Source organism: Treponema sp. OMZ 305, assembly GCF_024181325.1.
Classification (GTDB): Bacteria; Spirochaetota; Spirochaetia; order Treponematales; family Treponemataceae; genus Treponema.
This window is the reverse complement of sequence record NZ_CP051300.1, coordinates 670,467-683,809: the sequence shown is the minus strand read 5'-3', so window position 1 is coordinate 683,809 and position 13,343 is coordinate 670,467. Positions and strand designations below refer to the sequence as shown.

Genomic DNA, 13,343 nt, shown 5'->3' with positions numbered 1-13,343 from the left:
TCCTTATACTTTAAACGTCAACCCGATTGTTATACCAAAATCGAATGAGTTCATATAAAATGACTTAATGGGGGTATTTACCACATCAACGTCAACAGGCGGGTTTTTGGCTTTACCGCCAGCTTTTGCCGCATCGATAAGCTTTTGCGGCATTGTTACATATTTCGGCTTATATATGGTATATGACAAGAAACCGCCTAATACAATTTCCATATTGGAAAGAAATGGCTGATTATACTCAATAAACCCCTTAAAGATAAACCCAACAGGATTAATTTTTTTCATCTGCTCTTGCGTAATTAAGAGCGTTCCCGTTTCGCTGGAAAAATCCAACCCTACTCTTTTTAATTCTTCCACTTCATCCGGAGTAAGGTTTGTGTACAATTCATAGATAGGCTGCGGATCAAGCGGCATCCTGATGCCGGTATTAACCCCTAATGACAGACGGTTGCGCAAAAAATATGAACGAACCCCTGAGGTAAGGGTCAGCACCGGCGTCATGTGCACACGGCAAAAAACATCGATTTGTTTTCCTTTACCCCCATTCAGCTTATCATTAAATTGACCGGATATCTGTCCCGAAAAGCCTTGCCCAAGTCCAAGCGCAAAGCTCCATCCCAAGCCGCCGAATACCGAGTTATCTTGCAAGCGAAAGTAGCGTATCGAATCAAAAAGATAGGTTAAATCAGCTTCGCCGGTAGTAATATAGCCAAGCATTCCCTTCATTCCGTTGCCGCCTAAGTAGTCCATATCCTTCTTATTTATCCGAGGATCGGTAAGAGAGCCGGTTAAATTTGCCTTTAGTCCCAGCGTAAAACCGGAATCAAATGCATATAAATGGATAGCGGCGACAGCAAATATTACCACCGCAATTGTTTTTTTATGTAAATGCATAGTTTTCACCTCATTTTAGATACCACCGGGCATCTTTCAGTGTTATTTACAAACACTCATTTATGCTATCGGCAAAATGTGTAGTTTGTCAAGCCGTCAACAGTTGCTAAATCGACCTATTATGGCGGCGGCAGAAAAATGCAGTTACACCACATCAACTCATCATCTTTACGCTTGTAACCTCTTTTTGGTATAGTGCTAACAATGAAACAACGTATCGGCTTTTTATATCTAAAAACAGGCGGCGGGCATATTTCCGGCGCTAACGCCTTGATTGCATGCTTAAAGGAAAAATATCCGAATAATGCCGAATATATTCCGCAAAACGGTTTCAAGGGCTCCAATCGGATTTCGCGTATTTTTTTTGAAAAAGGCTATCTTGCAACTTCAAACTACTTTGAACCCGGTTACGTTGCGTTCTATCAGTTAACAAAATCGAAAAAGATTTTAACATTTTGTAGATGGCTACTGCGTCCGTTTATTGTAAAAAATCTGGTAACATTTCTTAAAGCCGAAAAAATCACCAAACTGATTTGCCTGCACGAAATACTTATCCCGCTTGCACGGATTGCAATCGATAGGGTGAATCCCAGTATCCCATTAATTTCCATCGTGATGGATCCGTTCACCGCACATCCGTCATGGTTTTATGCAAAAAATACTGAGCTTATTGTTTTTTCCCAGAAATTGCAAAAAGAAGCGATCTCACACTATGGCTTTAAACCGGAACAGGTTCATCAATTTCCTATTATGCTTTCGCGGAATTTTGACCGGCGGTATACGGCCGCGGAAAAAATTGCAGCGAAACACCGGCATGGCATACCGCTTGATAAAAAAATCGTACTGGTTGTCGGCGGGGGGGAAGGCTTAAAATCGACACTTGCGATTGTCAACGCTTTTATCTTTCAGCGATGCCCCGCACTTTTAATTGTTATCTGCGGCAAGAATAAAGTGTTAAAAACGCAACTGGAAATTCTGCTTAAAACTACGAACATTACCAATATTCAGGTATTCGGTTTTGTTTCGTTTATGCCCGACTTAATCAATGTATCCGATTGTGTCATCACCAAAGGCGGACCCGCTACCGTTATGGAAACACTGTCAGTTGGAAAGCCATTAATCCTTGCAAGCTATGTGCGTGGACAAGAACTGGGAAATATGCTCTACGTCGTAAACAATAACCTCGGCTGGTATATTCCTCACCCGCGAAAAATAATAAAAAAAGTAAAAGAGATAATCGCCGACGATTCCTTATTGCATTCTATAGAAGAGAAAATTGACACGATGCATATTCAAAACGGATTGGAACCTATTGCCGATTTTATCTATCGTTTTCCGGAAGTACAGAGCTAAGCACAAAACTAAAGGAGAAAAACTGCGGTAGACACCTGCCGATGTCCTTTACATTCTCATCCTAACTTTTTTTGCGATGCCGGGGAACCCTTTTAATTTGAGCTCTACACCGCCTTCAATTAAAAAAGAGCCTTCAAAAGTGCCGCAGATGGTCTTATAGTCCCGCCGCCAAACGAGGATATTCAGATTCCGCTGAGAGATTGCGCTTGGGGTAAAGGTTAAATCGACCATGCTTTCGGTATCTTGGATAATCCAATTCTTGGAAGAGCCGAACGGATAGGTGATACGTACCGGCGGCAACGGGATGCGTTTTCCACCGTAAAATAAAATATTGTCGTTATAGCTGTAGCTGTCGGGAGCGATGGAATTACTTAAATGGAAGGAAACTTGGGTGCCGTCAATAATGCCCAGCCCGATAACGACGCTCCGCTTTGTACGGGGGGATGTATAGGTTTTTCGAAAATCCAAAAAGCCGACCGCGGTTGTTTTATTTAATTGTATATCTTGATTATGTCCAAACGTAACCCAGCCGTTTACGGCAAATGATCGGAAATACACGGCTTGGCACCGGCGGCTCACAAAAGCAGGAATGACAGCAGAATAGTCGGTGCATTGCGGCGAACGCGAATCAAAATCAAGCCTGCCCTCGCATGACGGCCGGTCGTTAGCAGCAAGAAAATCAAAATCGGCATAGAGCAGCCCTTTGGAAAGACGGGAAAAGATACGGACGTACCGCCGTTTAACGCGGCATGTTGCAACGCTGTACGCAATGTATTTGGGCAGATGCACAAACCCCAGCGGCAAAAGTTGCCGGTAGGCAAGCAAGCGGTTCGTCTGGCGGTTCCACAGCGTTGTTTCCATAAAAGCAAAATATCCGCCATAAAAAAATTCAATTTCGCCGATAAGGTTATCATCGCAAAAGAGGAGCCGCAATGTATCGGTTACACGGATATCCGTAAGAAAAGTAGGAAGCGGTAAATCCCCAAACGGCTTCTTGACGCCCCGTATGTCAAAGGTATGGAACATCCCCGAGTACGACCCGAAGAGCGGTACCCCATTTTCGATAGGGCGGCGAGGAGCCGGAGTAATAATGCGGGTATAAGGAACTTTTTGTATATCCATAGTAATAACCTAGCAATCTCGTAATTATCTAATAGAATCGATCCTGCGGCGTATCAAAATACGCACCAAGTTCTTGGGAACGGTATATCCCCTTATCGGTTACAACCCCACGGATAAGCTGAGGCGGAGTAATGTCAAACGAGGGATATATCCCTTTTACCGCAGGATGAGTATGCCGTACTCCATGGCACGAAAGCGTTTCTTCAGGGTTACGCTGTTCGATGCGGATATCGGCGGCGCTTTTCTTATCTGCATCCGGTATGCCGGTTACATAGTACGGTATATCGAACCGTTCTGCAAGCAGGGCTATCTGAAACGTGCCGATTTTATTCGCGATATGCCCGTCCCGCGTAATGGTATCCGCTGCCGAGGTAAAAAGATCAACTTGCCCTTGCTGCATCGTATATGCAACCATATTGTCGGTAATAACGGTGGTATCAAACCCCATATCGGCGGCGCAGCTTGCAGTTAAGCGGGCGCCTTGCAGAAACGGCCGCGTTTCGGCACAGATTATTCTAACGGGATTATTGTGCGCGCGGGCTGCCTTCAGCATCATCCCGACAATCGTTTCTCCAAAACACTGGGTAAGAACGCCACCCCCTTGCGGGAAAAGCTCTGCAAGGTAGTTTCCAACCTTTTCCATTATACCGTAGCGCCGATTCAGCGAATCTATTGCAGTGTTAAAAAGGGCGGTTACTACATCTTGCCCCGCATTCAAGGCATTTTCAGCCACAGCAAGGCAGCCCGCAGTAATCTGTCCCATTCTGTTTGCCGTCGTCGGTCGGGCATGAGCCAACCCCTGAGCCGCTTCTTCAAGAAAGTGCCGCTGCTTTTCCGCCCCTTCATTCCGTACTTGATATGCAGCAAGCGCCATCCCCATAGCGGCAGCCGTGTACGGTCCGGCGCTCTGAGTTACCATATCGGCAATCGCCTGCCGAACTTCATCCCACGAAGAACATTCAACATACGTTATTTTTTCGGGATAGATGCGCCGGTCGAGGATTCTGACACGTCCTTTTTCATACCATGCGACATTTTCGTATTGCAATAAAAATGCAAGTTCTGCGTCTTTTCGTTCCATATTTCATTTTTAGTAGTTTTGATAGATTGAAGACCGGTGGATTAACAAGTGGTGAATTGAAGAACATGCCGGCGAAGGGACTTGAACCCTTACGGAGTTGCCCCCAATAGATTTTGAGTCTATCGTGTATACCAATTTCACCACGCCGGCTTTCGAGGGGATACTTTAGCATATTAAGTTTCTTTTGTAAAGTAGGCTATGAACTTATCGTCGTATCTGATATACTCGCACCGATTATGGATATATCTTTTAGAGATTTGGGACTCGATGAGTCCGTGTTGAATGCGGTAGCGGCAAAAGGATTTGAAGAGCCGACACCCATTCAAGTGTTGGCAATTCCGCGCCTCTTAAACGGCGATGCGAACGTTATTGCAAAGGCGAGAACAGGTACCGGTAAAACCGCCGCCTACGGATTGCCGCTTGTACAGGAATTGAGGGAACCGCGGGAAAAACCGCGTGCGTTAGTACTGGTACCTACTCGCGAACTTGCGCTGCAAGTCGCTTCGGAAATAGAATCGTTTAAGGAAGGAACTCATCCCCGTATCACCACCGTATACGGCGGCGCGTCGATTGTCGAACAATTACGAAATTTAAAGCGCGGATGCGAAATTGTTGCCGGAACTCCCGGCCGTGTTATCGATCATTTAGAGCGCGGCTCGCTGAATTTGGACAGTATCGAATATTTTATTTTAGATGAAGCTGATGAAATGCTGAACATGGGCTTTATCGAAGATATCGAAACGATATTCAAAAAGGCAAATCCCGATTCGCGGGTGCTGATGTTCTCGGCAACGATGCCCAAGCAGATTTTGAAAATCGCTGCCGACTTTATGGGCGAATATGAAATTGTAGAAGAAGAGGCGTCGGAAGAACCGCTGCCGCTTACCGAACAGTTTTTTTGGATGGTGAGGGAAGAAGATAAAACCGAGGCATTGGTTCGCCTGATCGACACCGCCGAAAACTTTTACGGGCTGGTCTTTTGCCAAACTAAGGTTGACGCCGATGCGGTTGCGAAAGAGCTTGATGAGCGGCATTACGAAGCCGCCGCTTTGCATGGAGACATCCCGCAGGGGCAGCGCGAAAAAATCTTGAGCCGGTTTCGGGCGGGGAAAACCCGTATTCTCGTTGCAACCGATGTCGCCGCCCGCGGTATCGATATCGAGGGAATTACGCACGTTGTCAACTATTCCATTCCGTATGACGGCCCCACGTACACGCACCGTATCGGTAGAACCGGACGGGCGGGGGCGAAAGGGACGGCGGTAAGCTTTATCCGCCCGAATGAGCGGCGCAGGATTGACTATTTGCGCCGTCATGCACGAGGCGAGTTGCAGGAAGGAAAAATTCCTTCTATAGAAAAAGTCCTCGCACAAAAACAGGAACGGCTCTTTTCTGATCTGCGGCGGCAGCTGGACACCGTTCGTGCCGAACATACGGTCAACAAACCCTTTATCGAACTCGCTCGGGAACTCCTAGCCGGAAATAAAGCAAGATTCGCCGCCACTGAAAAAAACGCCATCGTGTCCTACACCGAGAATACCGAAAGCGGCGTCAAAAATATTGACAGCCCTGCGGATAGTATAAACGCCGTCGATAGTACCGATATCGCTGCAAATACTGCAAACGTTGACGAAGCCGTTGCTTTCGACGCTGAGGCAGCGGTATCCGGCGTCAAGCATATTGACAGCGCCGAAGTACTTGCCGCCGTGTTGCAGTTGCACTACGGTTCGGTGCTGTCTGCTTCCCATTACAGAAATATCAAAATCCCCCGCACCGAAGACAAGCGCGGAAAATCATCCGGCGGGAATACCATCCGGCTCTATATCGGATTGGGCAGGAAGGACGGGACAAGCAAGCGGAGCCTTGCACAGTTTTTCAGTACCTTGCTCTCCATCCCCGAACACGCAGTTGACCGTATCGAATTATTCGACCGCTTTTCGCTTGCGGATTTACCGACCGATGCCGCTCACGAGGCACTGAGGCTTTCAAAGAAAAAAGCAAATATGCCGCACATCCACATCGACACAAAATCGGATTCCGTAAACGAAAAGAGTTCGCACACAGCCGGTTATGCAAAAAAAAGCCCTTCACGAAAACTGCGTGAAGGGAACCGGCGCGAAGCCTTTTTCCGCGAAAAGGATACGAGAAAGAAACATCCTGTCAGCGCAGGCTCCGCCTCCGCCTATAAAAAGCGGAAATGATACGTTGAGGATTTTCAGTAGCGGCACGGATGCCGCGCGTATTAAGCAGAAACAAGTTTGACACTGGTCAAACTTGTGTTCAGCGAAGTACAGGGATGTACTTCGCTGAACGAGCGACGAAGTAGATACGCCGTATATTTTCAAAAGGTAAGCATTATGGAAAGATACAACCTCGCCGCCCGATAAAGTTGAGAAAGCTTAATATGCTCGTTTTCGCGGTGGACGACGGCAAGATCGCCTGGGCCGATGATAACGGGAACGAGTCCCTGCTTTACTAGTATGCTACCGTCGGTAGAACCCGCAAAGATGTCAGGGATATACGGTAAGCCGACGGCTTCCAGCGCTGTTTTGCAGCGCTGTACCAACGGTTCGCTTTCCGCCGTTGCCCACGAAGGGCGCCTATCGATAACGGTATACGACACTTGAGCGGTAGGAACTTCTTGATGCAATGATGCAATCAGTTTATCCAGCTGCGCCCATACTGCATCGATGGGATGACCGACGGCAAGCCGCGCATCAACGGTAAATATGCAAGTATCAGGGACTACCTGCGGTTCTACTCCCGCCTGTATCGCCAGTGTCCGCCAAAAGGACTCCCCGTTTTCCGCCGAAGAATAGTCCGACAACTCGGTATGCTTAATCTTTTCTATTAAATTGATTGCTGTGTAAATCGCATTATCTCCGGCGCCTGCTTGTGAACCGTGAGCTGTTTTACCCCGTACACAGACATCCGCCCATGTTCTCCCTTTCCCTTTTATGCACAGCTTTAAATCGGTTGGTTCGCACACCACTAACGAGCGGGCGCCGTCAAACAGCGGAGAGTATAAAAGCTTCTTCGAGCCTTTCATGTAGTTTTCTTCATCGATTGTCGCGGCAAAGATAATATCAGTCGGCGGAACAATACCGTGCCGCTGTAAAACAGACATTGCATAAAGCGCAGCTGTCAGTCCGCTTTTCATATCGCTGCTGCCGCGGCCGTAAAGAATACCGTCTCGTGTTTCGGCGCCGAACGGGTTAAAGTTCCATCGTTTCCGCTCTTCGTCGGAAACCGGTACGACATCCATGTGTCCGGTAAAGATGATGCTATTTTCACGGGTTTTCCCGCACACCCGAGCGACAATATCACAGCGGCTTCCTTCAACCGGAATCCGCTCATATTCAATCTTATTCGCTTGTAAAAAATCTTCTATATATTTCACCATCGGTGCTTCGTTCCCCGGCGGATTAATACTGGGAATTTTTACAGCGCCTGCAAAAAATGCGCAGAGTTCATCATCATCGATATAATCAAAATAGTTTTGCATTGGTACTATCCTTTATCCTTTAAAAGCTTACCACTCAATTTTGAGTAATTTTCCGTAGTGAATTTCAGTAAATCATCTTTATTTCTTGCCCGCGTCATAGCTCTCTCCTATCCCAAAGCGTCTCGCAGAGCCGTCCACATAACATCGTTTTAAACTGCATTGCCGTGCCCGTATAGGGCTTGGCGTGGAAATTGCATAAAAGAGCGCAGCCACTTTAGTGACACAGCGACATAAGCAATTTCCATGGCAAAGGCTTTTGTCAGCGTTGAAGCGGGTGTTAGGATAAGATTTTTAAGCCATATTTTTTATACTTTATAACCTGTGTATCAACAGATAAAAAATAATAATCAGAGTTTATTGATTGCCAAATCATAATTCTATCAAATGGGTCTTTGTGTTCTATCGGCAATTTATAAAAACTAATTAATTCATCATTTTTAAAAGGTCTACATTTAAAAAAACTATTTTCTACTTCTTCATAGAATTCTTCAGGAGTTATTCCTTTTAGGGATAATTTGCCCATATTACATTTTATTGATATTTCCCATAAACTAGCTTGACTATAAAAAATTTCATTTTCGTCTGCTAATAATTTATTATAAACTGATTTAGATATTTTACTTGTATCAATAAATGCCCATAATAAATAGTGCGTATCTAATAGGATTTTCATACATTAATAAACTCTTCATCTGTTATTGTCCAGTTCTCACTGAATTCAACCTTTACTTTTCCTTCTAATGTGCCAAGCTTTCTCGCTTTGATTCTTTTGTACTCGTCAATTGGAACAATCACGGCTATCGTTTCTTGTTTTCGACCAAAGGCAATACCAATTTCATTACCTGATTCTACTTCTTTCAAAAGCGCGGAAAAATTCATTCTTACTTTAGCTATCGATAAAGTTTTCATATACGTATATCATAATATATATGTACAACATAGTCAAGTTGTTCTTAGTTAGGGTTTCTGGATTATAAATAAAATATATAACATTTAAAAGCTTTGCTTTCGTGATTTATAACAGTATTTTTGTTGAATTTTATGCAAAAATCTATATTGGAGAGATTTAAATAATCAAATTTTCCTGTCAGTATTAAAAAATTTTAATAATAAGGATAACTGCCCTTTTATTTCAAAAATCAATCATCAAATTTTGTTTATTATTCGTGCCGCAGGCATCCGTCTAACTTGCGTTTTAAACCGCAACGCAGCTTGTCTGCGTTGTCGGCTTTGAAAACGGTGTTATACGAATACAGCTTGTTCTTGCGATAATATATGTTCTTTTTCTGAATTCTTTGCAAGAAGATATACGCAATATTGGTTCATACTTACTCCTTCCTTTTTAGAATCTTCGGCAAGAGTCTTGTGCAAAGATTTTGGAATACGTAGTTTGAATTGACCGGAATAAGAATCGGCACTTTTTGGTTCTGCAATTTCAATATTTTCTTCAATGGCAGCCAAGAACCACTCCTTTTTTGCATCTTCTGCATTATTAACTGCATCAGAAATTGTTGAACCGCAAGTTATACAACCCGGAAGGTCTGGATATGAGGCTACAAAACCTGATTCTTCTGAATCCGGAATAATTTCCAGTTTATATGGCATTTTCATATATTCATCAATTGTTTTCATATCAGTCCTCCTTTCCCTTGTGCGCCTCTTCTGATTCTACAACCTCTTTTACCATTCTTACATAAATAATTTTATTGTATCACTCCAGATCACAATGATAAACAAAAAGTTCTATTCCTTTTTCATCAAAAATTATTTCCGCTCTCCTTTTAGTCGCTTCATAAGTTGGATAGCCTTGCTTTGTTTTACCGTTAGAATCAAGGCAATAACTTATATGATTTGGTGTCTGACGCTCTTTTGGTGAAAGGTGCCAGTAACCACATCGTGAGCATTTATAACTTACTTGTTCATTCCCATATTGTCTTTTCACATATTCAATAGCTTCTTGAGCTTCATATTCAGATTCATAGTCTTTAAGGGTGAACCATCTTTTTTCTTGCAAATATCACTATCAAACATTTTTCCTCCTAAACTGCTGCCCGAAGGGCAGTCCACATAACATTCGCTTAACCTGCATTGCCTCAAAGGCAATGTCAGGTTGAAGCGGGTGTTAGGTCTTCTTATACTTTCAAAAGAACTTTTTCCTGGTTTTTAGAAAAAGCAAGTTTTGGATAAGTAATAATTTCAAGTCCCATTCCGAGACTGTCGAGATAGTCTATTAAAGTTGAAATTTTTATATCTTTCCTTTTTTCAATTTTAGAAACAGATGACTGGGTAAAATTAGTCATTTCTGACTGTTTTACATTCTGTTCTTCGCGAAGCTGTGCAAGACGAATTGTCATAATATCCTGCTCGGCTTTTATGTGAGTGCGACGAACAGCCTCTGGAGACATATTACTTTCCATCATTTTGATTGCGTCTTTCATTTTCCAACTCCTTCTCATGTCTTTCAACTATTACTTCGGATTCGGCTATTAAATCTTTGTAAAACTTATCCCGGTCTTTACCTTTCTTGTCTCCGCCAGTAAGCAAAAATGCATTTCTAGCAGAATCAAAGTAATAGGCAACTCTCAAAAGATGTTTCTGAGTCTGGTTTCTCAGTTCTTTAAGGTTACTAAGTTTCTTAGAACCATGAAGGACATCTGCATACGGACGTGAAAGATTTGGCCCGTATTGTTGTAGTAAAAGAACTCTTTGCAATACGGCTTCCTTACATTTTTCGTCCAATGTTAGAAACCAAGCATCATATTCATCTGATGAATCTACATTCCACATAATTTATTATATGAACTAAAGTGAATATTTGTCAAGAAGAAAAAGGCGGGCTTGACCCGCCAGATTATTTAATTATTATGGATAGGTAAACTCAGCAACATTGCTCCAAGAACTGTGAGAAACATTATATGCAGAACTTGTTACTTTTAACCAGAAATAATATTTTTTCCCCGATGTAGGCTTAAAATAATATGAGCCAGTATAATTAACCGTTCTTGTATTTTCCCCTGCTTCTACAGTAGCAGTTGAATTATATGTGTCATAAGTGGCTTTAGAGGAATCATTTGTAGTCGAGTAGCCTAAAATTGCGTTCGTTGCACCCTCAAATTTTCCGGTGTAATTAACAGCACAACCAATTGTGTTATCTGTAATTGAATTGATAACCAAATTTGTCGGGGCTTCAAGTTTAGTTATAGTTTTACCCTCATTTGTTGCTCCCTGTTTACAGCTGACAAAAGCAAGGGGTAATAATACAGTAGTTAGTAATACTGTAAATTTAGAAAAGCGTTTCATAAAATCCTCCTATGATTTTATAAATTTATTTTTAGATCGAAATAAATATCATAGGTCGGTTCCGCGCCTGCCTGTCTTTAGGCAGGTCAACCTAACTACCGCTTGACCTGCATTTGCGGCTTGTCCGCAATGTCAGGTTGAAGCGGGTGTTAGACGTCTTTCATTTATCTTGTACTAATAATCTTAATTCTTTTTCCATAACAAATGAGCTTCCTAAAACAAAGTACATACCCATGCTAGTAGGGCGCAAATCGGAATATATATAATGCAATGCATAACATGTGTTTTCCAATTAAATCCAAATAAATGCGGACCTACGATATCCTTAACTTCCGGATAAAAATGAGGAAAGAAATTTGAATGACAGAGAAGAACCCAATCGAAAAACACAATATCGAAAGTTTCCATTCCGTAAAGCATAATTAAAAATCTTATGAAAAATTCAATAAAATTAAAATTATTATGAATTCCGTCCCATGCTCCAAGTATAAATGCACCAAAAAGGATAAGAAAAGCAATTGCAATTATAATCCAACCGATTATATGTGCACCGTGAAATCTTTCTTTTCGGTCAGGAACAGCATCATAAACCTCTTTGGGGGCTGAAGAAAAAAACTTCTTGTTTTGAACAAAAGCCACACCTCCATACAACAAAAGAAAATAAAACACCATCAGCATAAGAGTTGTTATCATTGTTATTGCCATTTGTTATACACCTTATTTATTTGTATTATATTTTAAATTAAAAAACTAGCGGATCTATGAGAGCGTCCAACTAATATTCTTTCTTAAACAGATGAATTTTCTGCTTCACGAATACAAATCCCTTTTTTTATATTCAAATACATTCCTGTTTGTATTGTTATTTAATAATAAACTGCATATCTACAAAATCAAATTGAATTATATGGTTATAGAAAAAAACATTACCAAGTCCATTTAGTTTCATCATATGAGATTGTGCTCCTTTATTAAAACCAGAGCCTTTTATTGTTGAATAAGCACCATTCATATTGTTGTAAATAACCTCACCTATTTTTATATCATTATAAGAATACATTACTCTTGGTGTAATAGGAACTTTATCTTTATAGCCATATCCATAATTTGAATAATCATTTATATCATATTGTTGATTTCTATCTCCAAAATTATGTCTTGGAGTAAACCCATAATTACCTGTATCAATCATTCCGAATTCAGGTTGTCCTCTATATTCAAAATAAATATCAAATTCATCATTAGGACTTTGATACATTTTTAAAGCAGCACCATCAAGTTTTTCGTCATTTAAAATAATATATTGATTGATAAAGTCTATTGTAACTCTGTCATAATTCAATAGAAACTCAGCTCCGATAACTCCATCAAAAGTTTCACTAACATTAGGATCATATCGCAGAGAAATGTCTCCAAAAGATACGGAAGCTAGATAATTAAGATTATAATTAGACCATTCGTTTTTTAAGTATTGAGCAACTTCTTTTTCTGAAGGATGATCCTTTATCAGTTCTAGTTCATTCTGTTTGATATATTCAACTACTTTTTGTATGAAATCATCTTCAGTCACATTAATCTTTTCTAATAAAGAATAATAAAACCAGTTTCGTGTAGAACCTGAATCTAACATTACATATACGTCATTATTCCCTTCCGCTTTTAAAACAGGTTTTCCCAAACAACCATAAAAATTCATTGTAAAAGGAATTCGTGAATCTGTTCGCTCACGATTTAATTCTTCTTTAGCTTTAGAGTAATCAAATTCTCTTTGTGTTAACTGTTCGGTCAATATTTTTCCATCATAACTGAGTTTTTTACCGTCGGAATTATTTTTACAAGAAACTAGTAGTGAGCAATATACTACTGTTAGAAAAAATATTTTTTCCATTAGTCTTCCTTTTTATAAAATTTTTATAGTTTATATTATATTTTTGAAACCATTTTTCAATCGCCTCTTTGTTTTACTTGATTTTTTTTCTTCCGTGCGAGCTTTAATACAACCGCTTCCTAATTTGCCCTAATAAACAAAAAATATCCAAGCCATTGGCTTGTGCGTATAACAACTTTTCGACCTTTCCTCATAATACC

15 protein-coding genes and 1 tRNA gene are annotated in these 13,343 nt (G+C 41.4%); 2 read left to right on the top strand and 14 right to left on the bottom strand.

Annotated elements, in window-relative coordinates; all coding sequences use genetic code 11:
• Positions 1 to 3: 3 nt before the first annotated feature.
• Entirely contained in the window at positions 4 to 894 is an 891-nt protein-coding gene (locus ABK01_RS03095; protein ID WP_253676214.1) for a hypothetical protein, read from the bottom strand.
• Positions 895 to 1,098: 204 nt separating this feature from the next.
• On the opposite strand from ABK01_RS03095, the gene ABK01_RS03090 reads away from it, so the two are divergent.
• Positions 1,099 to 2,247 carry a glycosyltransferase gene (locus ABK01_RS03090; protein ID WP_253676213.1) on the top strand — a complete coding sequence of 383 codons (1,149 nt, stop codon included), beginning with the start codon at positions 1,099 to 1,101 and terminating at the stop codon, positions 2,245 to 2,247.
• Between the two features lie 48 nt (positions 2,248 to 2,295).
• Here ABK01_RS03090 and ABK01_RS03085 read toward each other — a convergent pair whose 3' ends face one another.
• From ABK01_RS03085 to ABK01_RS03075, 3 genes are all read right to left on the bottom strand, one after another.
• Positions 2,296 to 3,369, bottom strand: a complete 1,074-nt coding sequence (locus ABK01_RS03085; RefSeq protein ID WP_253676212.1) for a DUF2804 family protein — start codon at positions 3,367 to 3,369, stop codon at positions 2,296 to 2,298.
• Between the two features lie 28 nt (positions 3,370 to 3,397).
• On the bottom strand, positions 3,398 to 4,450 hold the full coding sequence (locus ABK01_RS03080; protein ID WP_253676211.1) for a s-methyl-5-thioribose-1-phosphate isomerase: 1,053 nt from the start codon (positions 4,448 to 4,450) through the stop codon (positions 3,398 to 3,400).
• Between the two features lie 66 nt (positions 4,451 to 4,516).
• Positions 4,517 to 4,600 (bottom strand) — tRNA-Leu (locus ABK01_RS03075).
• Positions 4,601 to 4,686: 86 nt separating this feature from the next.
• Here ABK01_RS03075 and ABK01_RS03070 point away from each other — a divergent pair.
• Entirely contained in the window at positions 4,687 to 6,651 is a 1,965-nt protein-coding gene (locus ABK01_RS03070; protein WP_253676210.1) for a DEAD/DEAH box helicase, read from the top strand.
• Between the two features lie 140 nt (positions 6,652 to 6,791).
• On the opposite strand, the gene ABK01_RS03065 is transcribed toward ABK01_RS03070, so the two are convergent.
• From ABK01_RS03065 to ABK01_RS03020, 10 genes are all read right to left on the bottom strand, one after another.
• Positions 6,792 to 7,955 (bottom strand): M20 family metallopeptidase, encoded by a 1,164-nt coding sequence (locus ABK01_RS03065; protein ID WP_253676209.1) that lies wholly within the window; start codon positions 7,953 to 7,955, stop codon positions 6,792 to 6,794.
• Between the two features lie 277 nt (positions 7,956 to 8,232).
• Entirely contained in the window at positions 8,233 to 8,628 is a 396-nt protein-coding gene (locus ABK01_RS03060; RefSeq protein ID WP_212566017.1) for a type II toxin-antitoxin system VapC family toxin, read from the bottom strand.
• On the bottom strand, positions 8,625 to 8,864 hold the full coding sequence (locus ABK01_RS03055; protein ID WP_212566016.1) for a type II toxin-antitoxin system Phd/YefM family antitoxin: 240 nt from the start codon (positions 8,862 to 8,864) through the stop codon (positions 8,625 to 8,627). The genes ABK01_RS03060 and ABK01_RS03055 overlap by 4 nt, the downstream gene beginning before the upstream one ends.
• A 333-nt stretch (positions 8,865 to 9,197) precedes the next feature.
• Positions 9,198 to 9,587: a toxin-antitoxin system HicB family antitoxin gene (locus ABK01_RS03050; protein WP_212566015.1), complete on the bottom strand. Its 390-nt coding sequence runs from the start codon at positions 9,585 to 9,587 to the stop codon at positions 9,198 to 9,200.
• A gap of 79 nt (positions 9,588 to 9,666) precedes the next feature.
• Complete coding sequence (locus ABK01_RS03045; RefSeq protein ID WP_212566014.1) at positions 9,667 to 9,969, bottom strand: hypothetical protein; 303 nt, start codon at positions 9,967 to 9,969, stop codon at positions 9,667 to 9,669.
• 118 nt (positions 9,970 to 10,087) lie between these two features.
• Positions 10,088 to 10,393: a helix-turn-helix domain-containing protein gene (locus ABK01_RS03040; protein WP_206182354.1), complete on the bottom strand. Its 306-nt coding sequence runs from the start codon at positions 10,391 to 10,393 to the stop codon at positions 10,088 to 10,090.
• Positions 10,362 to 10,742: a type II toxin-antitoxin system RelE/ParE family toxin gene (locus ABK01_RS03035; protein ID WP_206182355.1), complete on the bottom strand. Its 381-nt coding sequence runs from the start codon at positions 10,740 to 10,742 to the stop codon at positions 10,362 to 10,364. Before ABK01_RS03035 ends, ABK01_RS03040 begins: the two co-directional genes overlap by 32 nt.
• 75 nt (positions 10,743 to 10,817) lie before the next feature.
• Positions 10,818 to 11,255, bottom strand: a complete 438-nt coding sequence (locus ABK01_RS03030) for a hypothetical protein (RefSeq protein WP_253676208.1) — start codon at positions 11,253 to 11,255, stop codon at positions 10,818 to 10,820.
• Between the two features lie 213 nt (positions 11,256 to 11,468).
• The gene (locus tag ABK01_RS03025) at positions 11,469 to 11,960 is read right to left on the bottom strand and encodes a hypothetical protein (protein ID WP_253676207.1); all 492 of its coding nucleotides are present in this window, start codon (positions 11,958 to 11,960) and stop codon (positions 11,469 to 11,471) included.
• A 157-nt stretch (positions 11,961 to 12,117) separates the two neighbouring features.
• Entirely contained in the window at positions 12,118 to 13,143 is a 1,026-nt protein-coding gene (locus tag ABK01_RS03020; RefSeq protein ID WP_253676206.1) for a hypothetical protein, read from the bottom strand.
• Positions 13,144 to 13,343 lie beyond the last annotated feature (200 nt).